The sequence below is a fragment of the Sphingobacterium sp. G1-14 genome (assembly GCF_002196555.1).
GTDB lineage: Bacteria > Bacteroidota > Bacteroidia > Sphingobacteriales > Sphingobacteriaceae > Sphingobacterium > Sphingobacterium siyangense.
The window spans coordinates 3249225-3275638 of record NZ_CP021381.1 but is presented as its reverse complement, the minus strand read 5'-3'; the positions used below and the strand labels follow the sequence as shown (position 1 = coordinate 3275638).

The 26414-nt window shown below is 38.5% G+C and carries 23 protein-coding genes; 15 read left to right on the top strand and 8 right to left on the bottom strand.

The genetic code is table 11. The features are described from left to right. Positions 1-85: 85 nt before the first annotated feature. The gene (locus tag CBM24_RS13815; RefSeq protein ID WP_088161669.1) at positions 86-2113 is read right to left on the bottom strand and encodes an ATP-binding protein; all 2028 of its coding nucleotides are present in this window, start codon (positions 2111-2113) and stop codon (positions 86-88) included. A 340-nt stretch (positions 2114-2453) separates the two neighbouring features. Between CBM24_RS13815 and CBM24_RS13810 the strand changes: the two genes are divergently transcribed. Next, on the top strand, positions 2454-3122 hold the full coding sequence (locus tag CBM24_RS13810) for a response regulator (RefSeq protein ID WP_088161668.1): 669 nt from the start codon (positions 2454-2456) through the stop codon (positions 3120-3122). A gap of 63 nt (positions 3123-3185) precedes the next feature. Here the strand turns inward: CBM24_RS13810 and lgt are convergent, their stop codons facing one another. Next, positions 3186-4004: a prolipoprotein diacylglyceryl transferase gene (lgt, locus tag CBM24_RS13805; RefSeq protein ID WP_088161667.1), complete on the bottom strand. Its 819-nt coding sequence runs from the start codon at positions 4002-4004 to the stop codon at positions 3186-3188. Positions 4005-4509: 505 nt separating this feature from the next. Between lgt and CBM24_RS13800 the strand changes: the two genes are divergently transcribed. The 6 genes from CBM24_RS13800 (at position 4510) to CBM24_RS13775 (ending at position 13688) form a co-directional block, all read left to right on the top strand. After that, positions 4510-6387, top strand: a complete 1878-nt coding sequence (locus CBM24_RS13800) for a sensor histidine kinase (RefSeq protein ID WP_157698460.1) — start codon at positions 4510-4512, stop codon at positions 6385-6387. Positions 6388-6399: 12 nt separating this feature from the next. Then, entirely contained in the window at positions 6400-7134 is a 735-nt protein-coding gene (locus CBM24_RS13795) for a LytR/AlgR family response regulator transcription factor (RefSeq protein WP_088161665.1), read from the top strand. Between the two features lie 124 nt (positions 7135-7258). Further along, positions 7259-7999, top strand: a complete 741-nt coding sequence (locus CBM24_RS13790) for an ImuA family protein (protein WP_147420905.1) — start codon at positions 7259-7261, stop codon at positions 7997-7999. A 2-nt stretch (positions 8000-8001) separates the two neighbouring features. Continuing rightward, entirely contained in the window at positions 8002-9501 is a 1500-nt protein-coding gene (locus tag CBM24_RS13785; RefSeq protein WP_088161663.1) for a Y-family DNA polymerase, read from the top strand. Positions 9502-9510: 9 nt separating this feature from the next. Continuing rightward, a complete protein-coding gene (locus tag CBM24_RS13780; protein WP_088161662.1) occupies positions 9511-12651 on the top strand; it encodes an error-prone DNA polymerase in 3141 nt (1046 codons plus the stop codon). Positions 12652-12740: 89 nt separating this feature from the next. Continuing rightward, positions 12741-13688 (top strand): hypothetical protein, encoded by a 948-nt coding sequence (locus tag CBM24_RS13775; protein WP_088161661.1) that lies wholly within the window; start codon positions 12741-12743, stop codon positions 13686-13688. 59 nt (positions 13689-13747) lie between these two features. Here CBM24_RS13775 and CBM24_RS13770 read toward each other — a convergent pair whose 3' ends face one another. Continuing rightward, entirely contained in the window at positions 13748-15151 is a 1404-nt protein-coding gene (locus CBM24_RS13770) for an MFS transporter (RefSeq protein WP_088161660.1), read from the bottom strand. Between the two features lie 118 nt (positions 15152-15269). Between CBM24_RS13770 and CBM24_RS13765 the strand changes: the two genes are divergently transcribed. After that, positions 15270-15608, top strand: a complete 339-nt coding sequence (locus tag CBM24_RS13765; protein ID WP_088161659.1) for a winged helix-turn-helix transcriptional regulator — start codon at positions 15270-15272, stop codon at positions 15606-15608. A gap of 4 nt (positions 15609-15612) precedes the next feature. Here CBM24_RS13765 and CBM24_RS13760 read toward each other — a convergent pair whose 3' ends face one another. Both CBM24_RS13760 and CBM24_RS13755 read right to left on the bottom strand, forming a co-directional pair. Further along, positions 15613-16524, bottom strand: a complete 912-nt coding sequence (locus CBM24_RS13760) for an EamA family transporter (protein ID WP_088161658.1) — start codon at positions 16522-16524, stop codon at positions 15613-15615. 35 nt (positions 16525-16559) lie between these two features. After that, positions 16560-17552, bottom strand: a complete 993-nt coding sequence (locus tag CBM24_RS13755; RefSeq protein ID WP_088161657.1) for a 2-hydroxyacid dehydrogenase — start codon at positions 17550-17552, stop codon at positions 16560-16562. Between the two features lie 178 nt (positions 17553-17730). Between CBM24_RS13755 and CBM24_RS13750 the strand changes: the two genes are divergently transcribed. The 5 genes from CBM24_RS13750 to CBM24_RS27990 all read left to right on the top strand — a co-directional run bounded on the left by CBM24_RS13750 (position 17731) and on the right by CBM24_RS27990 (position 22633). Continuing rightward, on the top strand, positions 17731-18810 hold the full coding sequence (locus CBM24_RS13750; protein ID WP_088161656.1) for an NAD(P)H-dependent flavin oxidoreductase: 1080 nt from the start codon (positions 17731-17733) through the stop codon (positions 18808-18810). Positions 18811-18978: 168 nt separating this feature from the next. Further along, the gene (locus tag CBM24_RS13745) at positions 18979-19359 is read left to right on the top strand and encodes a PleD family two-component system response regulator (protein ID WP_075992723.1); all 381 of its coding nucleotides are present in this window, start codon (positions 18979-18981) and stop codon (positions 19357-19359) included. Between the two features lie 249 nt (positions 19360-19608). Continuing rightward, a complete protein-coding gene (locus CBM24_RS13740; RefSeq protein WP_157698459.1) occupies positions 19609-21789 on the top strand; it encodes a DUF4838 domain-containing protein in 2181 nt (726 codons plus the stop codon). Positions 21790-21916: 127 nt separating this feature from the next. Beyond that, a complete protein-coding gene (locus tag CBM24_RS27995; RefSeq protein WP_317042001.1) occupies positions 21917-22294 on the top strand; it encodes an aquaporin in 378 nt (125 codons plus the stop codon). Positions 22295-22462: 168 nt separating this feature from the next. Then, positions 22463-22633: an aquaporin gene (locus tag CBM24_RS27990; RefSeq protein WP_317042000.1), complete on the top strand. Its 171-nt coding sequence runs from the start codon at positions 22463-22465 to the stop codon at positions 22631-22633. Between the two features lie 94 nt (positions 22634-22727). Here the strand turns inward: CBM24_RS27990 and CBM24_RS13730 are convergent, their stop codons facing one another. Then, positions 22728-23753 carry a threonine aldolase family protein gene (locus CBM24_RS13730; RefSeq protein WP_088161654.1) on the bottom strand — a complete coding sequence of 342 codons (1026 nt, stop codon included), beginning with the start codon at positions 23751-23753 and terminating at the stop codon, positions 22728-22730. 260 nt (positions 23754-24013) lie between these two features. On the opposite strand from CBM24_RS13730, the gene CBM24_RS13725 reads away from it, so the two are divergent. Continuing rightward, positions 24014-24532 carry a VOC family protein gene (locus CBM24_RS13725; RefSeq protein WP_198385907.1) on the top strand — a complete coding sequence of 173 codons (519 nt, stop codon included), beginning with the start codon at positions 24014-24016 and terminating at the stop codon, positions 24530-24532. 2 nt (positions 24533-24534) lie between these two features. Here the strand turns inward: CBM24_RS13725 and CBM24_RS13720 are convergent, their stop codons facing one another. Together CBM24_RS13720 and CBM24_RS13715 are read right to left on the bottom strand one after the other, a co-directional pair. Next, complete coding sequence (locus tag CBM24_RS13720) at positions 24535-24927, bottom strand: DUF2809 domain-containing protein (protein ID WP_088161653.1); 393 nt, start codon at positions 24925-24927, stop codon at positions 24535-24537. A gap of 21 nt (positions 24928-24948) precedes the next feature. Then, entirely contained in the window at positions 24949-25464 is a 516-nt protein-coding gene (locus CBM24_RS13715) for a hypothetical protein (protein WP_088161652.1), read from the bottom strand. A 107-nt stretch (positions 25465-25571) separates the two neighbouring features. Between CBM24_RS13715 and CBM24_RS13710 the strand changes: the two genes are divergently transcribed. After that, entirely contained in the window at positions 25572-26402 is an 831-nt protein-coding gene (locus CBM24_RS13710; protein WP_088161651.1) for a hypothetical protein, read from the top strand. The last annotated feature ends 12 nt before the right edge of the window (positions 26403-26414 follow it).

Genomic DNA, 26414 nt, shown 5'->3' with positions numbered 1-26414 from the left:
AATAAGCGTTTCAGCAACAGTTGTGATTTGATTACAGCTGTTGCTTTTTTTTGCTATTGGAAATTTTTGTTAAAAATCCCTAGCGTTATGCACCGACCGGAATTTTAAACCAAAAGGTTGACCCTTGGCCGATCTGGCTGTCGACCCCAATTTCTCCTTGATGTTTTTGAATAATTTCTTTGCAAATAAACAGTCCTATGCCAAATCCCGATGCATAACGGTCCGCATCGTCATTTACACGATAGAATTTATTGAATATTTGTTTTTGATCCTTATGATTGATGCCTTTTCCTTGGTCTTTGATCTCGACTTCAAAATAACCTGAATGTATAGCCACATGCATGGTAATTGTTGAATTACTGGGCGAATATTTAATGGCATTATCCATGAAGTTGATTAACACTTGTTCGATTTTATCACGATCGGCGATAATCTCCAAATTCGAATCTATTGCTCCTGAATAATGAATGAAGTGCTTGACAGATTTTAAAGAATAGATATTTTGAATATAATCGAGTAAAGAACAAACGTTAAATGTCTTTTTGCGAAGTACTAACTTACCCTCATTTAGTTGAGTAACATTTAGAAAGCCGTCGATTAAGCCACGCATACGCGTTGCTTGCTCATTCGATTGGTGGAGATATTGCATGCGCTTTTCGCTGCTCAATGTACCTTCTTTGGCTTGTAGTAATTGGATATAGGCAATGAGTGAGGTCAAAGGTGTTTTGAGTTCATGACTTGCGATACTAATAAAATCGAGCTTTTTCCTTTCTTCTTCCTTGTCATTGGTGTTGTCTATTATGGCGCCATAGATCATGTGTCTTGTTGTATCCGATTCCAATTGACTTCCGCCTATTGACCTTAACCATTTTATCTTACCCGTTTTTTTATCTTTTATCTCACATTGACAATCGAAAAGCGATTGCTTGCGTGTTACTTCCTGAAAAACATGCTGAATGATATTTCTATACTGAGGTAGAATTTGGGCGAAAAAGTCAGCTTCTTTTATGTTGTCATGCTGGTGGAAGCCAAATAATTCACGGCAGCGATCATTGAGTTCCATTTTCTTGGTTTCCATGTCAATAGAAAAGATACCAATACCGGCGGCTTCAACAATCATTCTGAACTGTTGATCTCTTTTGGCGATAAGTTGATTAATTGCTTCAAGTTTTTCATGCTCTTGATGCGGGGTGGTAATATCTATAGCGGTGCCAGCAAACCATTCGGGCTGTTGGTCTTGGTCAAAGTATACTCTTCCTTTACAGTGCAACCACCGTAATTGAAGATCTTCTGCTTCAATGGTTCTAAATTTTACGTCATATACACCTTTGTTTTGAAAAGTCAGTGATTTTTTGACTTCTTGATCGATTCTATTCCTATCTTCTGGATGAATATATTTGAGGACCTCATTGTATGGAACATATTCACCTTTCGCAAAACCAAAGAGTTCTCGAGTCCGTTCATCCCAATTGACGAGGTAATTTTTGCAATTTAAGTTCCATGTTCCCATCTCGGCCGACTGTAATGCAAAATGGTAATGTTCTTCACTCTCTATGATTTTCTTGAGTGCCCCCTTGAGTTTTTCATTGAGATCTTCGGTATGTTTAGGTGATAAGGTGTAATTATTCGTGGGAATTTTGTAGTGATTTCCTGCTACTGTATATTTTTGAGTTAATAAATCTTGTAGCAGTTTTCGTTCAATGGTATTTTTTTCTTGTGTAAGTGGATGGTTGTCTTCATTTTCAGGTAGCAGTCTAATTTGATTAAATATGCCATAAATTTCACCCTTTTCATTGATGAGCGGATGATATTCAAACGTGTGCGTATATCGGAGTGAAGACTGTTGTTCGCTTTTGAGTTTAATCTTTATCTTGTCGATCAGCTGTGTATTTTCATTTCCCCAAACGTTTTTCAAGAGAGGGATATAAGGCGTTAATTCCTCTTGTTGAAGACAATTCTCAAGATATTGCCCAATCGCGCTGTGATCACAATTCCACAATTTTAACATGTTAGTGCTTGCATAAGAAATACGGAGATCTGCGCTATCATAAATTGCGCAAGCATCCAATGAAGAGGAGAGAACGGCTAAAATATCTTTATCTGAACAAATCATAACATATCAAAAATTAAGCGTTGATTAAGCGATATCACGTATAGCTAGATTTAATAGCGTACAAATATTGTTCCTTTTCTCATGAGTTTTCTCCTTGTCGATATGGAGCAGCAATTATTGGTCCCTAGGAATACCTACTTTTTGATCTGTTAATCATCCTAGAGGCTGTTTAATATGGAGTCATGAGATCAATAGTACAGTGAATAGAAATTCGTATCTTTATTTTGTTTATGCAGTCTGTTTCTTTTTTATTCCAAATCGGAAAATACAATACACCATCATTGTGGTATATAGTTGGAAGAAAATAGAATTGAACGTTTATATTTAAATGCTAAAGAAGATGAATACGGTTAAAATACTATTGGTTGAAGATCACATGGTGGTACGGAATGGTATTAAACTACTTTTAGAATCCGAAGGAGAATTTACAGTGATAGGAGAGGCTTCTGATGGTATGGAAGCCCTGTCTAAATTGGCGAATGGTCTAGCTCCCGATATTGTCTTAACTGATATAAGTATGGAGCATATGGACGGGATGGAGCTCTTAAAAATCATCAGTCAAAAATATCCGCTGGTCAAAGTTGTGATATTATCCATGCTTAGTCAAATTCATTATGTAGTTGAAGGGTTTGAGCATGGTCTTTCAGGCTACCTGTTGAAAAATGTAGGTTATAATGAATTACTTTTTGGATTAAAACATGTCGCTGAGGGCGGGCGGTATATGAGTGAAGAAATTAGCTTAGCCTTACTTGAACAAGTTTCTTCGGGTCAAGTTTATACGGATGCTGGTTCGAATACTATCCTAGATTTGGAAATAAGCGAACGTGAGCTAGACGTATTGGAATTGATCGCGGACGGGTTTACAAATCTAGAAATTGCAGATAAAATCTTTTTGAGTAAGCGAACTGTTGAAGGATATCGGCAGAGCTTGATCGATAAAACAAGAGTGAAGAACACTGCGGAATTAGTAAAATATGCTTTTCAACATGGTTTATTAAAAAAATCATGATAAAATTTCTGTTCCTGGTGGCCACGTCATAGGTGATGATTTTTGGAAGTACTGCGCATCCCCTTACTTAAATTTGGGTATTCTTCCTTGAAAACGGTTGAAAATAAATAGACCAGCTCCAATAATAATAAATGGTATGCTAAGTAGCTGTCCCATATTGATGAATAGGGAGTCTTCAAAATGCTCTTGATTGATTTTCAAAAACTCATCCAAAAATCTGAACGAAAACAGCAAAACCAACAGCAAGGCGAAATAGTTTCCATTGTTACGTCGAAGCTCTTTTTCTTTCCACAAACGATATAACAATACGAATAATAGGAGACAAAATAATGCTTCATAAAGCTGTGCCGGATGCCGGGGTATCGAATCAATATGGGTAAACACAAAGGCCCAAGGTAAACTACTTGCTGTGCCAATCATTTCAGAGTTCATTAAGTTGCCCAGGCGAATGCAAGCCCCTGCTATAGGGACGACCAAAGCAACCCGATCTGCAACCCAAAGAAAAGGAAGCTGCTGTTTTTTTGCAAATAAATAGATCGCAATCAGGATACCTATACCTCCGCCATGGCTTGCCAGCCCACCTTCCCAAATGGCCATTATTTTTAAGGGATGATCCAGGTAATAACTGGGGCCGTAAAATAATACGTGCCCCAATCTAGCACCAATAACAGTACCTAAAACGATATAAATGGTTAGCTGATCTAAGAACTCGGTTGGCCGACCTTCTTTCTTAAATAATGAACCTAGTATCTTATAGCATAATACAATGCCCAATAACCAAAATAGTCCGTACCAGCGAATAGGGTGTTCAATGATTGGAATAACAAAGATGTCACTATCTATATTCCAGTTTATGTAAGTTAAGATTAGATTATTTACCATATGACGTTTTAGCGTGATGCTCCATAGTATAGGTATGCGGTAGGGATATTTCGTTACACACTTTGATGAAAAAACACGAAATTCTCTTTATTGATGCAAATATTGAGTCATATACTGCGATTATTAAATATGAAGTTTTCGTTGTTTGACCAATTTGTATGTTTGTGGGGAGTAAAAGCAAATTACCTATAAGCGAGTTCAATGGTTGCGATCTATGTTTTTATTGGAGAAGAATATTAGTATAAGTATCAGCCGGGTTAAATACTTATGAAAGTATATCTTGTTTTTTTGATAATATTCCGATATTCGGCAATTGATAACATGATATGGACAGCACCTTGCATATTTCTTTAATAGCTGCTTACATCTTGTGAAGGCTTATCATAGTTAATGAACGAGGTTATGAAAAAATATAGGCACCTTCATATAAATTTAAACAGATAGTTATATTCTGATGATACGAAATTTAACAAGATTTACTTTTTGTTTTTTATCTCTTGTGCTCATGGCACAATTACTCTCTTGTCATCAAAGTGGCCAACAGGCGTCTAAAAATAATACGCATATCGAAGATAACTCGCTTGATTTAACCTATCAGGATACGCTATTAAAATTTCTCGCTTTACAAGATTTTAGGGATCAATCTATTATAGCAAAGAAGATAGCGGAGTTTGCTCAGGATAAGTATTTTAATAATTCTGGTTATAATTGGATTTTTTTGGCGTACAACTATTTGTTGGACGATAAAATAGATTCAATAGAAATCGCGCTGAAAAACCTTGATGGGAGAAAACTGTCTCCGGATTTGCTTGTTCTGAAAGATTACTTTAAAATAAGGGCTAATTTTAGTTTTAATGATGTGACCACTATTGGCATCATGGAACAGATTATCGATGCTAAAGAATATGCTTTAGAAAATAAGAGTAGGTTTAGCTTTCTTTTTTTCAATCTATTGGCCAATGCAAATTATCGTCGAGCTGACTATAACCAGGTGCTCAAAGATAACGAGTCATGGTATCATTATCATCCCAACAGATCCGACGCCCATGTTGCGCAAGCGTATCAGGAGATCAAATTTATGCAGTATATTGAATTGCATGATTTTGAGAAGTTAAAAGCAACACTGGACAGCTGCAAATATTACGCAAATAAAACGGCTGATTCTGCTATTATTATGCGCATGTATAATTTACAGGCACAATATTTCTTTAGCATAGGGAATAGTCGAAAAGCGGTAGAGGCATCCCAAAAATATTTTAATTATTTATCTTCAAGCAAGGTGCTCAATGCCTATGCGTATGCGAATTTGGCAAAAAATTTTTTGAATAATCATCAAGTTGACTCGGCGATCTATTATTTTAATGCTGGATTGCAGTTTATCAAAACACATAAAGGCAAGCAAAATAAATTATTCTATTATCAGAATCTACAAGTAGCGCACGCATTAAAAGGAGATTATGAACGGGCTTATTTTACCTTGGATTCGGCCTATCAGGACTATAAAAATAGTACAAAGAGTATTGAAAATGAACGTATAAATGAGATCAATACACGGTATGAAACTGAAAAAAAGGATCAGGCTATTAAGCTTTTAAAAACAACAAATGCATTCAACCATAAGATTATGGTCCAACAGCGCTGGATTTTTGTTATTTTATTTGCGCTGATCTTTAGCATTGCATTCTTCATTTATTACCGGAATAAACAAAAGCTATTGAAAAATATTAATCAGCGTATTATTGCCGAAAATAGACAATTAATTTTAGAGCAGAAGACCCGACAAAACCAGCTTAATCCCCATTTTATTTATAATGCTATAGCTAATTTGCAAGGTTTGATCAGTAGTGAGCAAAAAGCAAAGGCAAATCAGTACCTCATCTTATTGTCCCGTCAAATTCGTGACATACTCGAATTAAATAGGGAAGAGTATATTTCTTTGGATCAAGAAATTAAATCATTAAAGAATTATATACTTTTACAGCAGATGCGCTATCAAGATGTATTTGATTTTGAAATTGAGAGCGGTAACTTGGATGTTGATGATGTCATGATTCCCCCTATGTTGATTCAGCCTTTTGTTGAAAACGCTATTGAACATGCTTTCAAAAATTTGAATTATCGTGGACAATTGCAAATTCTTTTTAATCAGGAAGCAGATCAATTGCATATTGTTATCAGTGACAATGGCTGGGGAATGCAATCTTATCAGAAAAATAATGCACACAAGACCTCTCTTTCACAAGTTATCACGAAAGAGCGCCTTGAGCTTTTGTTTAATGATCCTCAGCAAAAAGCAAGGATTGAAATAAAGCCCAATTATAGAGAAGATAAAAGTGGATATCGCGTAGAACTCTATATCCCACTCGTTTTATATTTTAATTAAATACGTGAAATTATGAAAGTTTATATTCTTGAAGATGAGTATAATATCTATTTGTACATTAAGTCTTTATTGGATGCTATTCCTTATGTCCAGATCGTTGGTTATAGTCCATCAATCGCCCAGGCAGAACGTGAGTTACTTGTATCTAATCCAGATCTTATTTTAGCTGATATTCAATTGAAAGATGGATCAAGCTTATCCTTCCTCTCAGAGCTGAAATTGGACATAAATACAATCTTTATAACCGCATTTAACCAATATGCTATAGAAGCCCTTAATATAGGCGCTATTGCCTATTTATTAAAGCCTTTGGTTCCGGAACAATTTATAGAGGCTATTGAAAAATGCTATAAGAAAAATACAGAGTTTAGATTCAATAGTATGCAATTAAGTATGGCCGAAAACTATCTGAAGTCACCAGTTAGACCAAAGAAAATAGCACTACGTACATTTGAATACACTCAGATTGTGAATATCGATGATATTCTTTATTGCCATGGAGATAAGGGTTATACCACATTTTATATTAAAGACAATAAACCGATGATGGTTTCGAAAGTCCTCAAACATTTTGAAACTATGCTTCCTGAATCCGAATTTATTCGTTGTCATCAATCTTATTTAATCAATGCAAACTATATAAAAAAATATTTCAAGGATGGCCAGATAGAAATGTCCGATGGTAAAATGATTCCTGTTGCGACAAGAAAAAAAGATGTTATCCAGCAATTCTTGAATGATATATAAGGCTTGAAGTAACAAAGGCTCTACGATTCGAAGTTTTGCTGTTTGTACTAAAAAATATAGCATTCTCTTTTATTGCTAAAATAATTAGTATTATATTTGTATGTAATATTAAATAAGAGGGGCTATGATGTTAGAAGATAAACAGGCTTTGATCAGCAAACTTAAAAAGGACTTGCTTGCCTGGCAAGGGGTACCTCAAAGGTCAAATGATGAAAGCACGATGGGGTTGGGGCCATTGGAGAAAGCTTTTCCGAATGGAGTTTTTCCTAAAGGGGTAATACACGAGTTTGTGAGCTTTAACCGCATGGATAGTGCTGCATCCTGTGGGTTTATTGGTGGTCTTCTTGGAAAACTTATGCAAGCTGATGGGATTTGTATTTGGATAGGCTCTATTCAAACGGTATTTCCAGCGGCAATCAGATCATTTGGGGTCGATCCAGCATCGATTGTTTTTGTTTCTATGCAACGGGAGAAGGATGTGTTATGGGCGATGGAAGAAGCATTGAAATGTCATGGCATAACAGCTGTATTGGCCGAAATACATCAGCTGGATTTTGTTCAGTCAAGGCGCCTTCAACTTGCCGTAGAAAAAAGCCGAGTTACAGGGTTTATACTTCAACATAACCCAAAGATCTTATTGGCGACAAGTTGTGCGGCACGTTGGAAAGTCACTTCTTTACCTAGTCAATCGGATGATGGATTACCTGGTATTGGCTACCCCTGTTGGGATGTAGAGCTCCTTAAGGTAAGGAATGGTAGTCCAGCCAAAGAGCAAATAACCTGGTCTCCACAGGGGTTTAAAACATTTTCTAAAAAGGAGATACAGGTAAAAGACTGGAATTATAACTACCAAAATCTTGGCTAATCATGAAAAAAAGATTTGCCTCACTTTGGTTTCCTCATCTGAAAACAGATTGGCTCACTGTTTGCAAACCACATTTGCAAAATATTCCCTTTGTATTGTCCATCGCCGCTCAAGGAAGATTAATCGTCAGTGGGAGTAACTTATTAGCGGAGCAAGTGGGGGTGCATTCAGGTATGGCCATAGCGGATGCACGGGCATTTATTCCATCACTTAAAATAATCAATGAGCAAGCTGGATTGGCTGAAAAGTTACTCCATTCGATAGCAGAGTGGTGCATCAGGTACACACCACAAGTGGCATTAGATACGCCCGACGGTATCATTCTGGATATTAGTGGTTGTACTCATCTTTGGGGCGGGGAGGCGGCCTACTTAACAAGTATTGTCTCGAAATTTAGACAACATGGTTATGAGGTACGTATGGGGATTGCTGATACCATTGGGGCCGCATGGGCGGTAGCACATTTTGGACACGAAGATATCATTATAAATGAACAGGCGCAGTCGGAAACGCTTCTTCCATTAAGTCCTGCTGCATTACGACTGGAAGATGTTCAATTGAAGCGCTTACAATCACTTGGATTACGGTCAATCGGAAGTTTTTCAAAAATGCCACGTTCAGTGTTGCGTAGAAGGTTTGGCGATAGTTTACTGCTCCGACTGGACCAGGCCATGGGGTTGGAAGATGAATTTGTTATTTCTATAAAACCCATCTTACCGTATGAAGAGCGTTTACCTTGTTTGGAGCCTATCTGTACAGCAAATGGTATTGAACTGGCTTTGGAAGATTTATTAAACAAGTTGTGTAAGCGTTTGTCGGGGGAGGGTAAAGGATTACGTGCAGCCGAATTGAATTGTCATCGCGTGGATGGAAAAATAGAGACCATTACTATTGAGACTAATCGTGCTACTGCTCAGGTTAAACATATCCTTCAATTATTTGTCCTAAAGATTCCGCAAATTGAACCGGCATTGGGAATTGAATTATTTACCTTGGGCGTATCCAAAGTTGAGACGGCAGATCCAGTTCAGGAAAATCTTTGGAACAATAGAATTGGTCTCAAAAACCCGACGGTTACCGAACTTTTAGATCGCTTGAAAAGTAGGGACGCCAATTGTGAGATTTCACGCTATGTGCCATCTGCGCACTACTGGCCGGAACGATCCATGAAAATAGCGGCTAAAATGGATGAGGTTGCAGCTGTTGACTGGCAAACTGCAAGGCCACGTCCAACACGACTATTGAAGATCCCTGAACGTATTATAGTCACAGCACCCATACCCGACTATCCACCCATACTGTTCCGTTATAAGGGAGATACCTATACTATAAGGAAAGCAGATGGCCCCGAACGTATTGAACGCGAATGGTGGATTGATCCTGGTGAACATCGGGATTACTATGCCGTGGAAGATCTGCAAGGTCGGCGCTTTTGGCTATATCGCGCCGGGCATTATGACGGACAGGCAGATCAATGGTTTATACATGGTTTTTTTGCATAAAGTTAGTGTATGGTATATTGTGAATTACAGATAACAAGTAATTTTAGTTTTCTCGAAGGTGCCTCTCATCCGGAAGAGCTGATCGAGCAAGCGGCGCGATTGGGGTATAATTCTGTTGCAGTAACTGACCGCAATAGCCTTGCTGGAATAGTCCGTGCACATATGGCTGCAAAAAAAGCCGGTATACGACTGATTCCTGCTTGTCGTCTAGATTTACAGGATGGACCAAGTTTATTGGCATACCCGACAGATAAAGAGGCTTACGGGCGGCTTTCAACATTGTTAACTGTGGGAAATCTAAGGACGGAAAAAGGAAAATGCGAATTGTACAAAAATGATGTGTTTCAACATGCTGAGGGGATTGTATTCATTATTTGTCCACCTGAAAAATTAGTGGTCGGTTTTGAGCTGGAGCAGTCATTTATAGCGTTTGTACAGGAATGTCAACAGCGTCTCCAGGGTTGTCTTAATTTAGGAATAAAAAAACTCTATCGTGGTGATGATGCTAAATTATTGTTCAGAATTAATCAGTTGGGTGAACACCTGGCCATTCCTCTTGTTGTACTTGGTGATGTATATTATCATGTGCCCGAAAGGCGTGAATTGCAGGATATTTTAACCTGTATTCGTGAAAAATGCACGATACATACGGCTGGATTTAATTTATATCCCAATGCAGAGCGCTATCTAAAATCAATAACTGAAGTTGAACGCTTGTTTAGACTGTACCCTGAAGCTGTAGAACAGAGTGTAAAAATTGCCAATGCTTGTCGTTTTTCCTTAGATGATTTGAAATACATCTATCCAGATGAATTATCATCTCATGGTCGGACCACACAGGAAGAATTAAGTTATTTAACTTGGGAAGGTGCCAGTAAACGATTTAACGGAGATATCCCGGATGCAATTCGCGAAACGATTCAAATGGAACTTGATTTTATCGAACGCAAAAATTATGCTTCTTATTTTTTGACGGTGTATGATTATGTTCGATTTGCGAAGGAAAAGGGAATTTTATGCCAAGGGCGTGGATCTGCAGCAAATTCAACCGTATGTTACTGCTTAGGTATTACTTCTGTTGACCCGTCAAAATACAGGCTTTTGTTTGCGCGATTTATGTCCGATGCACGCGATGAACCACCAGATATAGACGTCGACTTTGAACATGAGCGCCGTGAGGAAGTCATCCAGTATATTTATGAGAAATATGGCCGCAATCGTGCTGCTATCGTAGCAACTGTCACACAGGTACGCTCCAAAGGGGCTATACGTGATGTTGGCAAGGCCATGGGACTTTCCATGGATGCTGTAGGGCGTTTAGCAGGGGTTGTGAGTAGCCATTGGGACGATTATATCAATTTGGAACGTTTGGTTGAACAGGGCTTTAATCCTGAAGACCAACATTTGCGAAAAGTTCTCGAATTGACACATCAGTATATTGGCTTTCCACGTCAATTAGGGCAGCATACAGGCGGATTTGTTATTACGCAAGGTAATTTGCATGAGCTTTGTCCTTTAATAAATGCCCGCATGGATAATCGGACAAATCTCGAGTGGAATAAAGATGATCTTGAAGCACTCGGCTTTCTAAAAGTTGATGTACTTGCTTTGGGGATGTTGACCTGTATTCGCAAAGCTTTTGATCTCGCTAAAAAGCATTATGGAAAAGAGCTTACCCTGGCTGATATTGGGGCAGAAGACGATCCAAAGGTTTACGATATGATCTGCCATGCAGATACTCTAGGTGTATTCCAGATCGAAAGCCGGGCCCAGATGTCGATGTTGCCGCGATTAAAACCACGAGAGTTTTATGATCTGGTCATTGAAGTAGCTATCGTTCGGCCTGGACCGATACAAGGCGATATGGTGCATCCCTATTTGCGCCGTCGGAATAAAGAAGAGGATGTTGATTATCCCAGCACTGAGATCCAAACCATTCTTGAAAAAACCTTGGGGGTTCCTCTCTTTCAGGAGCAGGCCATGGAAATTGCCATAGTCGCTGCCGGATTTACTCCTGCGGAAGCCGACGAATTGCGGCGTAGCATGGCTACATTCAAAGCAAAAGGACAGGTATCTGCTTTTCACAAAAAAATGGTCGATGGTATGGTAAAGAAAAACTATACGGAAGAATTTGCCAATAGAGTTTTTAAGCAATTGGAAGGTTTTGGGAGTTACGGTTTTCCAGAGAGTCACGCAGCGTCTTTTGCCTTACTGGTGTATGTGTCCTCATGGCTTAAGTATTACTACCCCGATATTTTTGCGGCATCCTTACTCAATAGTCAGCCCATGGGCTTTTATCAACCTGCTCAAATTGTTATTGATGTACAGAAACATGGCGTAAAAGTACGTCCTATTGATATCAATCATTCTTCATGGGACAATACTTTAGAGGGAGAAATTGGAAAACCACATGCTCTTCGATTGGGTTTACGTCAGATCAAAGGATTTTCAAGGGAAGAGGCCGTTGTGTTGACTCAAGGTCGGCAGTCTGCCTATTCATCCATTACTGGTATGATGGATGTTGGACTATCTCTTATTGCGTTGGAGAAATTGGCTGATGCAGATGCCTTTACATCATTAGGTATTGATCGTCGGCAAGCGCTTTGGGAAATTACAGCATTGGGTGATCGGCCGATTGCATTATTTGAAGGCCAAGCATCTGAAAGTATCATGGAGGGGCAAATTGAATTACCATTGCTAACAAAAAGCCAGCATGTTGTGGCTGATTACGCAAGGACCTCGCTATCCATTAAAGCACATCCAGTAAGTTTCTTGCGCGGAAAGCTCGATCTTCTCCATGTAGTGCCCACAGCAAAATTGGGCTTGATACAAAATGATATGCCTGTGAAAGTATGCGGGTTGATTACTGTTAGACAACGACCAGGAACCTCCAAAGGTGTTTTATTTATCACTATTGAAGATGATACTGGTTTTTCAAATATTGTCGTTTGGAGTAATGTATTTGAAAAATATCGTAAAGAAATCCTTCGGGCAAAACTCCTTATGGTTGCGGGTAAAATCCAAGTTGAAGGTGAAGTTATTCATGTAATAGCGCAACGATGCTTTGATATGTCAGGTTTGTTAAAAGATCTGACCACAGACGGAGATCATGCTGCGGATATTTTTCATGGGGGAAGAAATTTTCATTGATCTCTCATTTATTAATCTCATTTTTGAAGTAGAATGCTTTTACTTTGCGTAGGTAGCAAAGCATTCTAATTCATAGAAAATTAAAAGATATGACCAAAAATATTCTCGTCAATACGATCGAAATTGATAAAGAAACTATTCGCGAATTCATTAAACAGGGTGATGTAAATGCTGCTATTGACCTGATTGCCATCCAGGCAAATGTAAAGTATAAAACTGCTCGGGATATTGTAGAGATGTTTAAAGAAGACCATATTGATCTTTTTGATGGTAAAGACCTGTTTTTGGCTGATTATGATATGGTTGAACATCGCGGCGATTCTCAAGAAGCAGATCACAAAGGATCTTCTTTTTTGGAAGTAGAAACAAATGAGCGTGGGCGAACTAGTATTTGGAAGGCACTTTTTATCTTTTCAGTCCTTGCCCTGTTGGCTTTCGTTATCTTAAATTACGTTGTGGGTTTTAATCAAATAGGGCATCATATTTCAGAACTTACGCAGCTATTCGATAAAAATGAAGGCTCAGCTGCCGCTGATACTGATACATCCAAACAAAATATTGTATTAAGTGCTGGTGTTACCCGGGCGGGTGATGTTGAAGACCTCCATCCCGTAGATACAAATCTCTTACCATTGGATGTGAGGCAGGCTGAAATAGCGCGAATATATCGGGCTCAGTTCGATCAATTGAAAGCAGCAAAACATTCACCAACAGATGAAGATGCACAGATCGCTCTAATTCACCTTACAAATGGGCGGTTGACTGATGTTATTATTCAGCAAAAATTAACTGTAAAAATAGGGAAGTGTTATGAAAATTCGACCATGAAAGATAAGGGCACCTGCGTGAGTTGTATGATATTACTTTACAATAGGGAGAAGAAAAACTGGCAAGAAGCTCCCAATGGGGAGAATTTCCTGCGTAATGCCTATGATTTCTATTTGCCCAGCGGTTCAGACTTATGGGAAGCCAGCCCGCTGAGCATCCGTATTCCTTACGACTACGCTTTAGTAGACAAGTATGAAGCAGCAAATTAGCTACATTAATCCTGAGAGAAAGTATGATAGACCCAGCGAAATCATGAACGAATTACCTGCTATTTTACTTTTTTTGAGGGTAAATAAGCTATTGTACATACGACAAATAAGAGTAATATGACCGATAGTACGATCGAGTAGCCATAGGCAGATGAGATGTTCTGCAAAATAAGAAATTTAGTCTCTTTCCGATGGAGGAATATACCGACAATAAAAGCGATTCCCAAGCATATAGATAACTGTTGTACAGCAAGATAGATGGCGGATCCTACGGAGATTAGTTTTTCGTTAAGGTCTTTTAATGCAAGTGTCATTAATGCCGGCAGTACACTACCGCAGCCAATACCATAAAAAAAGAAGAGCGCGTGTATTTGGTTGCTATCTATGATCATCGTATTGAAAACGAAAAGATGAGACAGCAAACCCAAAATCATTATTCCTAATCCATATAGGACAATGATCTTTCCGTGGCGCTGTATTAACTTGCTGACAATAACACTTGCCAATACGTAACCAATACCCTGAAAAACAAACGCAATTCCTGTCATTGTTGCCGTATAATTCTTTTGATTTTGAAGGTAATTGGAGTTAATAATAAAATAAGCATCTTGGACCATATAATAGGCTAAAGCCGCTAGAAGGCCTAAATTGAAAACCCGATTATTAAATAAGGAGAAATTGAGTAGACTAGAACAGCCCGTTTGTTCTAATTTATGTTGTTTTTTTAGAAACAACAGGACGAGAACAATTGCTGCTCCCAATAGCAGTAATGACCAGAATGGCCATTTCAACTCAGGTCCCATGATTAAAGGAAAAATTATTCCCATTAAAAGGATAAACAACGTTATCATAGGGATAAAAGAGATCTTAGATTTTCCAGTAACTTGATCATTGAATGTATAGCGATAGACAGCAAAGCAGGCAAGTACCCCAATGGGAACATTGATCAAAAAAATAAGACGCCAACTTTCATGTATCCAAGTCTGATCCGGAAGAATTCCGCCTAATAATTGACCTATTACTGAGGCAATACCTGCTATGCTTCCATAGATACCCAAAGCCATCGATCGCTTCTCCGGATTTTCAAAAAGTAACGTGATCAATGCGATGCCCTGTGGAACCATAAGTCCAGAGCTAATCCCCTGGATCAATCTTCCGGCCAATAAAATGTAAAGATTATTGGCTAAGCCACATAAAAGGGAGGCTACAGTAAAACAAGCCATCCCAATTAAATATAATTTCTTCTTTCCATAATGATTTCCGGCATTCCCAGCATTGATTAGAAGACTTGCATACCCAATAATATAAAGTATTATAATCCATTGCGTATCACTGTCTCGTAGATGTAGTCCATGTTGAATTGTGGGAAGGGAAACATTAATAATAAAGAGATCTATGACAAATAGAAATATACCAGTTGAAAGGAGGAAAATATGAAGTAAATCTTTAATTTGAAAGCGCATATAGAAAGTTTTTAATAATTTTATGGTTAAAAATAGCTTGGATATTTTCTACAATCAAGTAGTTATAAATTATGTACTTGGTATGTTTTTATGAACTAATGGTCAGTATGAGGTGAATATGAATGAAAAAAAAAGTGAAAATTTTGGCGCCTGCTGTGATGTCAATGGAATTTTTAAGATAATAGGTGGAAAATGGAAAGTTTCGCTCATTAAGGCTGTTGCTAAACAATGCCCCAAAAGATTTGGTGAGCTACGACGGGAAATGGAAGATCTGGCACAAACGACATTGACTGTTCAGCTCCGTGAGCTCGAACGCGATGGTATTTTATGTAGACAGATTTACGCTGAATCTCCACCACGCGTGGAATATAAACTCAGCGAATTAGGTAAAACTTTACTACCCGTCATTGAAAGACTTGATGAGTGGTGGTCAGATTACAAGCGCGAAAGGGGATAGGCATTTAGCTTATCCTTTTTCGCTCCTCATTTTTGGTGATGCCCAATAAGACTATTGTACCGATAATACAAAAAGTGCCGATCCAGTCTGTTTCTCTAAATGGTGTATTTAACCACCAGACAGCTAATAGGGCCGCCGATAAGGGTTCGGCAGAAGCTAGAAGACTTGTCTTTTGTCCACCAATAAGCTTAACTGCTGTTAGATAAGCATAAAAAGGGATTAGTGTGCCGAAGACAACAATAAAAGCAGTGTAGCTATAGGTATATATATCCCAGATTCCATCAATTTCCCAAGGAGGTTTGACAAAGCAAAAAACGAGACCTCCCAATAGCATTCCCCAACCGATAACTATTGCCGCATTATACTTGTTTAACAAGTGGATTGGTTGTAGTGTATAAAAAGCAAGCGTAACAGCTGACATCAAACCAAAAAATAATGCGAGAGGAGAAATCGACAGGGAACCAAAATTCCCATGTGTGACTAAAAGAAATGTGCCCAGTATAGCTAAAAGTATGGCCAGGCAGGCAACTTTCGAAGGGAATTTTCTCTTGTTCAACGCCATATAGATTGCGATCAGGACCGGACCTGTATATTGTAGCACAGTTGCGGTAGCAGCGTTGGAATAATTTATGGCGGCAAAATAAGTATATTGGACGGCTAATACACCAAAAATACTGAATAGAAGAAGTGCTAAACTATCTTTACGATGACGCCAAATCTGCCAAATCTCATTTTTCTTGTGCATTCCCGCCAAAAGCAATAATACAATGCCTGTCACAAGCATTCTTACCGTAATAAGCCATTCTACGTTAACTGCCCTTTTTTGAAAAAGAAATTGGCCAAAAGTACCCGATACACCCCAAAGAATAGCCGCCCCGATTGCCAAGAGGAATCCTTTCAAAACATGGTTTTTCATTGTTTTATCCGAAATAAATTTGATATTAAGTCTTGCTATAGCAAGACTTCTGCGTCAGTGATCCCTTTGGTTGATAGGTCGGAGATGCTTCGAAGCGTTCTTTGAGAAATTTCTGTTAATGCTTCTGTTGTGAAAAAAGCTTGATGCGCCGTAACCAAAACATTCGGATAACTCATCAATAATTGTATTGTTTCATCTTCAATAATTGTTGTCGATAAGTCTTTAAAAAACAACTTTTCCTCTTGTTCATAAACGTCAATACCTAATAAGCCAATTTTTCGTTCTTTAAGCGCTTTAATAGCATCATTGGTATTGATTAGATTGCCTCTGCTTGTATTAATAATCGTCACCCCATCTTTCATCTTGTCCAATGACTCCTTATTAATGAGATAGTGGTTCTCGGGAGTAAGCGGGCAATGAAGAGAAATAATATCTGATTCTTTGAAGACTTCATCCAACGATCTGTAATTGACACCTTGTGCTGTAAGCTGCTGGTCTGGGTATAAATCATAGGCAATTACATTTGCCCCAAATCCCAATGCGATTTTGATAAAAGCCTTTCCAATTTTTCCAGTACCAATAACGCCAATTTTTTTCTGATGGAGATTAAATCCCAAAAGTCCATTCAATGCAAAATTTTGCTCCCGTACGCGATTATAGGCTTTATGTGTTTTACGATTCAATGTCAATAACATGGCCATGGTGTGTTCAGCGACCGCTTCAGGGGAATAGGCGGGCACCCGACAAACTTTTATCCCAAATTCCCTAGCAGCTTCCAGATCAACGTTATTAAAGCCAGCGCAACGTAAGGCGATCAGATCAACACCTTTTTGAGCAAGTACTTCAATAACTTGCCGGTTGAGTTTATCATTGACAAATGCGCAGACTACCTTCTCATCTTCAATAGCATTGGCAATGTGTGGACCTAAATGCGTTTCATAAAAATTAAACTGAAAGCCATAGGTGCTGTTTTCTTGCTCAAAGAATAATTTGTCGTATGGTTTTGTCGAAAAGAAAGCGATTTTCATAAAATTGTTTGTTACGTAATAGTATAGTATAAATATACGGTATAAATCGCTTATTTGGAACCGAAATGCAGGATGATTTTCTAGTATTATAGTATAATTTGTTTTAAAATAGCTTAAATTAGAACAATCACATGAAAGCTATTTTAGTTGAATCTTAAGCATATTAATTACTTCCGATATGAAATGGTCAAATCAAATTACACAATTAATAGGTATTGATTATCCGATTATCCAGGCACCCATGTTTGGTGTTACCACACCAGAAATGGTCATTGCAGCATCGCGTGCCGGAGCGCTCGGGTCGTTATCGTTAGGTGATTTACCAGCAGAACGCTGTAGTGAGCTTATTCGTTCAACCGCTGCATATGTAAAGAAGCCTTTTGCAGTCAATATTTTTGTAAATCATGTTCCTGAAGTTTCAGTGAATTTGAGGACAGCGTATAATGAAACAAAGGTTTTTGTGGAACAGTTAGCCCTGAAATATGGTTTAGAAGTAGCTTTACCGGAGCTCGATAGCATCCATATTACAGATTACAGGGAACAAATTGACGCGATCATAAGCCATCAGTGTAAAGTTGTGAGTTTTACTTTTGGAAATCTGGATGCACAAAGTATAAAACGATTGAAAGACAATGATGTGATGATTATTGGTACATGCACTTCAGTGGCAGAAGCAATTGCTTTGGAAGAAGCTGGTATTGATGTGATCTGTGTACAGGGATTAGAAGCTGGGGGACATCGCGGAAGTTTTCAGGAGGCACCTGTTCCTGAGATTGGCGGATTTTCTCTGCTACCACAAGTGAAAGAGCATGTAAACGTGCCGCTTATTTATGCCGGTGGATTATATAATGCAAGCACGATCCATTCTGCAAAGCTATTAGGTGCCAATGGTTTTCAGATTGGCAGTTTATTGCTCAAATCTAAAGAAAGCGCACTGCTGGACTTTGAGAAAGCGCGTCTTTCTCATGTTAAGGAATCAGATATTGTCTTGACAAGGAGTTTTTCAGGGCGCTATGCCAGAGGTATAAAGAATACATTTATTGAAGCTTTGGACAAGTCGCACTATATCTTACCATATCCCTATCAAAATAAACTCACCGGGGAATTACGAAAAGTAGCCAAGGCCAATAAAAATGTCGATTTTGTAAATATTTGGGCCGGACAATCGATCCATTCTTACAGTGAACTTTCGACAACAGATATTATGCAAACGTTAATCCGAGAAGTTGAAAATTTGCATACTAGTTTAGTTGTTTAATAATATAATAGCGTCCGCCTCCTGTCAACATACGGTCATTTTAATTAAAACTAATAACTAAAATCTTTGTTTAAATTATTTAAACGGAGTTGTAGTGGTTAATCTACAACGAATTCTCTTTTTTTTTTGAAACTTTGTGTCACCGTGAAAAACTAAAATTTTACCGCTATGGGGAACGAAAAAAAGAGAATTCTTGTTATCGAAGATAATGAGATTCTATTAAGCACAATGCAATTTGTTCTTGTAAGGGAGGGCTATGACCTATTACTTGCTAAATCTGGCAAGGAAGCGCTCTCGTTGGTTTCTGACGAAACCATTGATTTGGTCATAACAGATCTGGCATTACCTTTTGCTAATGGTTACGAAATAATCAATCGCATTCGGAAAAGCGATACGAATAATCAGGTACCTGTTATTATTATTTCTGGTTACCGTGATGATAATAGTATTGTGGAAGGCTTTGAAGTCGGAGCCAATGATTATATTAAAAAGCCTATCTCTCCGTCAGAACTTATATCTCGAGTACGATTAAGAATAGGTCATGCTTAGTAAAATTGAACATATAATCCATTTCATTCGATCCTTTTTCGAAGGTGAGGGCTGGTCTATTTAGGGGGGGATCACGATCAATTAACGCTGGCTGGTAACATCGTATAGACAACTGGGGTTTTACACTCATGGGCGGTTGGAGCTGTTACAAAGTTGCTGAAAATAGATTTATGAATCAGTATGACCTAAATCTATCATTAAGGAAATATTTTTAATATGATGTGGAAGTTTATGTTATGTCTATTGTTAATGGTAACGATAGTTCAGGGTAAAGAAAGAATTACATTGGTTGATCAAGGGAGAACGGGTTATGTTATTCAAGCGGATGCAAATGATCCTGTTTTACAAAAAGCGGCTGCAGTGATAAACACTTTTACAAAAGAAAGTACAGGTGTAGATTTTGCAATACAAGCTAAAGGCGAAGTCACACATGCCATTATTTTGGAAAAAAGCTCAATAACTAATACGTTTCCCGAAGACAGTTACTCCATACAAGCTGTAGGAAAGAATATTTATATCAAGGGAAGTGGTAAAGGTGTACTATTTGCGGCATATCGTTATGTCAGGGATATTATTGGTGGACGAAAGTGGTATGTAGGTAAAGAAAATACATATGTTCCAAAATTGACATTCCTGGCAGTGGATTCAGATCTGAAGATTTATTCCAAACCAAATTTTGAGTTTAGAGAGGTTTATTTCCCGGTTGAATTAGATCAGGAGTATATGGATTGGTATGGTTTACATAATTTGGAAGAACGCTGGGGAGATTGGGGGCACACTTTCAGTAAAATATTGCCGCCATCAGTTTATTTTAAAGAACATCCGGAGTATTACTCCCTTTATGATGGAAAACGTCAACCTATTCAACTTTGTCTATCTAACGAGGACGTTTTTAATCTTACAGTAGCTTATTTCAAGCGTAGGATAAGCGAAAATCCCACAGCTACTTATTGGTCTATCGCGGCCAATGACGATATCGGAAGCTGTACTTGCGATCGTTGTCAGGGAATAGATAAGCGGGAAGGTGGAGCGCAAGGCTCACTGATTCACTTTGTGAATAGAGTGGCCGCACAATTTCCCGAAAAAAAAATTACAACACTGGCGTATTTAGAATCAGCAAACGCCCCAACACACCTCAGGGTTGCCGATAATGTTTCTGTTATATTAAGTAATATCGATGCTTTTAGAAAAAATGACATTGGAAGCGAACCATCAGCAGCAACTTTTCGTAGACAATTAGGAGCTTGGAAAGCTAAAGCCAAGCATGTATTTGTATGGGATTATCTGACACAGTTCACCAATTATCTTGCGCCATTTCCGATCCAAGGAACCATGCAGGAAAGTCTACAATATTTGAAAACGCAAGGTGTCGAAGGGGTCTTTTTGCAAGGTGGAGGAGCGACTTATAGTGATATGGCCGAGCTAAATGCCTATATATTGGCTAACCTCGCCTGGGATACGACGCTTTCAGAAGAACAGCTAACCAACGAGTTTATCGAGGGCTATTATGGCAAGGCTGCACCCTTTATTAAAGCATACCTTGCTGAAAGAAGAAATCACTTGCCTGGGCCTTCATCAGCTTTATCTATTTACGGAAACCCGATCGATAATAGACATGACTTTTTAAGTCCAGAGGCCATGGATAAGTATAGTACATTATTGGAAAAAGCGGAAATAGCCAGTGAAGGTAATCCTTTATTGGAATCCCGTGTCAGGCGTATTGGACTTGGGTTGGATTATACCTATTTGCAACAAGCAAGATTCTATGGACCGCATCAACATGGCATATTTGAACAAGAGGGGGAGCGTTGGGTTGTGAGAACAAAGGTAAGTCGTAAAGTAACACAATTTGTTGAAGATGCAAAAAAATTGGGCGTTATAGAGCTTGCCGAAGGTGGTGCATCACCCGATCGTTATGCGAAGGAGTGGTCTGAAATATTCAAAGCCGGCGTTAGAGCAAATAAGGCCTCTGAAGCAAATATTAAGTTGAGATATCCATTTGATCCTTCTTTCCCTGCCAATGGGCTAAAAACACTTACAGATAGTGTGCCGGGCTATATGGATTATAGCTATAATTGGTTGCTATGGAACGGGGAGCCGATGGATATTACTTTTGATTTTGAAAAGGAAAGGCGAATAGATACCATAGCGCTTAATTTTCTAAAGGATGCCCGACATTGGATATTTCCACCAAAAGAAATTCGAATTTCGGTATCTAAGAATGGAAAAGATTTCCAAGATGTATTTCTCAGTAAGCTTGAATCCGTTGAGGAGGATTACACCTTGGACAAGATACCTTATCAAGTATTATTAAATGACAGTGTTAAAGTGATCCGAGTTTATGCTGCACCTTTGGCAAAACTACCCGAATGGCGGTATCATCCTAACCGAAAGCCTCTTATAGCCTGTGATGAAATCTGGTTAAATTAATATAGAAAAGCTTATTAACGTTGGTTTTAAAGCGGTGTGGATATTGTTCTACAATAATTTATTTAGCAGTATAATTTTATACGGAAAATGATTAAATTAGAGTTAACTAATTTATAAACAGATTCATATGGAAATTAAAACATCTTCAAAATTTATCGCCGAACTAATTGGAACATTTGGTTTGGTACTTTTTGGTTGCGGTGCGGCCGCTATTGCAGGAGCCAATACCACAGCTGGGCTTTCTGGTCTTGGTCTTTTGGGTATTGCTGTCGCCTTCGGACTTTCGGTGGTGGTATTTGCGTACGCGATCGGTGGAATTTCAGGCTGTCATATCAATCCTGCGGTGACTGTTGGTGTGTTATTGGCAGGTAGAATGTCTGCCAAGGATGCGGTTGTCTACATTGTTGCTCAGTTTATTGGTGCACTTTTGGGGGCATTTGTCCTTCAGCAGATTTTAAGCGGGCAATTGGCCGGATTTACCGCAGGAGAGTGGGCGTATGGATAAAACGGTTGGGGTAAAGGATATCAAAACGAGTATGGTACTGCTTCCGCCTTTTTGATTGAAGCAGTGTTAACCTTCATTTTTCTGTTTGTGATACTGGCAACAACTTCGAAGGTAGGAAACAGCACAATGGCTGGGCTTGCAATCGGCTTTACGCTTCTTTAGATCCATTTGGTTGCTATTCCCGTAACAGGTACGTCGGTTAATCCTGCTCGTTCATTTGGGCCAGCGATTCTGGCCGGCGGTCAGGCTTTATCGCAGCTTTGGCTCTTTATTGTAGCTCCATTAGTAGGGGCAGCTGTAGCAGCAGGGGTATGGAAAGCCCTTGAACCTAAAGACTAGTTTTTTAATTTTATAAGATGCGCCCAATACGTAAAATATTACCTATTGGGCGCTTTCGTGTATATAAGATTTATTGGCTAGGGCGGAACAATCCCTAGGAATTCAATATATCATTTATAAAGTTAGTAACCTGTTTCTCTTCCGTAGCCCAGGACGTGATCAAACGAACCGCTGCATAATCTGAATCGATATCCTTCCATATATAAAATTGATAATTTATAAGCAGTGCTTCGATGAGCGATTTAGGTAAAATGGGAAAAATCTGATTGGTGGTTGATTCCGTTAGAAAGGAATATCCTTTGTCTTTGATAGCCTTCGCCATACGCATCGCAAGCGAATTAGCTCTCAATGCCAGCTCTAAATACAAATCATCCTGAAATAGCGTTAGAAATTGAATTGAAAGCACTCTGCCTTTGGCAAGCAAGGCGCCTTTCTGCTTGATCGCATAGTCAAAATCTACGGCTAATTCGGGACGGTTAAACACAACTGCCTCACCCAGCAGAGCTCCGTTTTTTGTTCCGCCAATGTAGAAAACGTCAGTATACTTAGCAATAGCTGCAAAGGTTAAATCGTTGTTTTCCGCGGTCAAAGCATGGCCCAGGCGTGCGCCATCCAAATAAAGTAACAGTTGTTGCTGCTGACAGCACACATATAGCGCTTCCAATTCTGCCGAAGAATATATTGTGCCGATTTCAGTGGAATTAGAAATATAAACTATTCTTGGTTTTACCACATGTGGCGCCAAAGCATGTTCCCTGAGTACCGTAGTAATATCGTTAGGTGTCAATTTCCCATCAGACGTTTCAACGGTAATGACTTTATGTCCAGTTGCTTCTATAGCACCAGTTTCATTTGCAGATATATGCCCTGTTTTTGCACTGATCACTGCTTCATGGATACGTAAAAGAAAAGATATGACAAGAAGATTTGTTTGTGTGCCCCCAGATAAAAAGTGGATAACGGCTTGCTGATTCGCTATCTTTTTCTTCAAAATCGATCTGGCTTCTTTGGAATAGTCATCCTCCCCATAGCCTAATTGCTGTATCAGATTCGTTTCAATAAGCTTATCTAAAATGCGGGGATGTGCCCCTTCTGAATAGTCATTTTTAAAGTTGTACATAAATTTATCTATTTAATGCGGATGCTTTATTAAACTCTTTTCCTAGGGTAGGCTGCTCGAGTCTTGTGTAGGTCAAATGTATACATACAATCTCATTTTTTAACAACCTTAATCTAGAAAAAATTAGGACAAAAGCTATGCGTTTTAAGTACTGGTGTTGTAGGATAAGAATGTTTTCTGAAGCGCCGTAAATGTTTTGTCAAAACTAATGATTAAATTCGGGAGAGAAGGCAGAATAACTGATTTGTCCTTATTAAATTATGAAAAGAGTCGTATTTGTTGCAAGTATTTTGCTGGCATTTGGAATGGGGTATGCTTTTAATAACTTGAGCCATTCATATCGATCCACCGAGTTGAAAAGAGTAACCGGTATAGGTGGAATTTTTTTCAAATGTAAAGATCCTAAAAAAGTAAGCGCTTGGTATGCCGATCATTTGGGACTGGCTACAAATTCTTACGGCGCTGTATTTGAGTGGTATCAGGGAGCTGACAGTACGAAAAAGGGATTTACGCAATGGAGCCCTTTTAAAGAGAGCACTTCCTATTTTGGCCCTTCGGAAAAAGATTTTATGATCAATTATCGGGTAGCCAATATTGAGCTTTTAATAGAAGAATTGAAGAAGGAGGGGGTTACGGTACTTGATACGATCGAATCCTTTGACTACGGCAAATTTGCTCATATCATGGATATTGAAGGAAACAAAATAGAGCTTTGGCAGCCCAATGATCTTGCTTATGAAAAGATGGGCATCGATTTGGGGGCCAAAACCACGAAGTAGGTCTATTTAGTTCGTAACGTAGGGTCTGTCTTTAACATTTGATAATTAAGATAATCAATGCATGCAGCTCCGACGGCTCCCAGGCAGTAAGCCACAAGATCCGACCATAAAAAGCCCTGTCCAAACACGAGCCGCAAAAGCGGATTGTTTCTTATCCATATAAGTAAAGGATGTTGTACAAGCTGTAAAAATTCGATGGCAAAACAAAATATAAGTGTCGCCGTAAAAGAAAATAATAACGATTTCCTCGTAAATAAAAAACGTGACAACCAATAAATCATAACCGCATAAAGTACATCGCCGGTAATGGTAGGAATGGCGGATATTTTCCGTGACAACAAACCCATGAAGATGGTTAAAGCAACGCGAAGTAGATAGTGTATTTTTGGTTTCATCGAAACGAATGCGCTACAGTGTTATTGCCTAAAATAGGAGATCGTTTCAACGGGATTACCAAAGATCTTTTTGGTCCCTTTTTTCTGTGTAAATCCACCATGTTGCGCGATTATATTTGCAATGGAGAAAATAACATTCATATCGTTTTGAGGGTGAATAGTGGTAAGTAGTTTTCCATTCTGGTCGAATAGTTGAAGTTGGTTGACCAAGGAACGATTTATTTCCATGGAATGAATTACTTCTAACGGAATAATTTTGTTCTCCTTTCTCGGTTGTTTAATAGATAAGTTATTTTTATCAACTTGTATTTCTATCTTGGGATTGATGAATTGCAATAGTATAACTAGGGGACCAATTACGACGACAGCAACCAATATCCCAAGACCTTTTGCCGAACCAAAATTGTTTACAGCATCAGCTAATCCATTTATGCCGCCAAAAATTAAACAGCATAGGATAAAAACAACAATTAGGTAACCAAATCCAAAGATCAAACCTTTTTTAACATTATGTGATTTAAATTGAAAGGTATTCATCGTGGTGACTTCTATTTTTACACGTTTTATTTTAGTAAAGATATTTATATTTATGCAATCAGCGCTATCTTAGCAAAAGAGATTTTGTTATTTCATTAGAGGACCCATTGGAAAAAAAGAACACATCGGAAAATATCATTGAAATTAAAAGAACTAATTTTCAGCGGAAGTCAGCATATTTTCAACTGTTGAATTATGCGCTGTTTCCAATACTCGGAATTGTAAGTATATTTTGGGATTGGAAAGCCAGCATTGCGCCAATAATCTGCGTCATTGCTTTCTATTTAATCGAGCGGAAAATTGATTTTTGGTCAAATGTCCTCTGGTTTGTCATTGCTTTTTTAATCCTTTCATTTTCTTTGTCGTGGATATTCAGCTTGTCTTTTGGTATATTTATTTTTCAATGTCTATTGCTTGCAGCCATTAAGCCTGCTATCGTTATATGGAAAGAAACCAAACAGGAGCATACCGATGTGATCTTCGCAATGAGTTCGGAGTATTTTGTATGTTTAAGTCCAGATAACAGTGACTACAAAGGCTATGCAATGAACCCTATGGGGTATAAAAAGCGCTTTCCAATGTCGGCCGTTATTTCAGCTCAGCGAGATGGAAATACTTTACTTATTGCCTTGCAGCAGCAGATAGTACGTCCTCGTGAATTGCGTTCAGACGAAATCGAAATTATTCTCGAATATTTTAGAAAGAATAGACCGGATGTTTTAGCCGCAGTTGAAACAAAAATTATCCGTAAGGAAGAAGACCGAATATATTGGGTCAAGCTTATTGTTATCGGTATTCCATGTATATTGGCTGGACTATCCATCTATTTTTTTGCAGATAACGGAAGGAATACATTGGTCACAATACTTAGTATTGTTGCTGCATTGTTTCTTGGTCTAATTTTATTGAAAATTACAAATTTGATATATCGTTCATAAGGATGGAGAAGC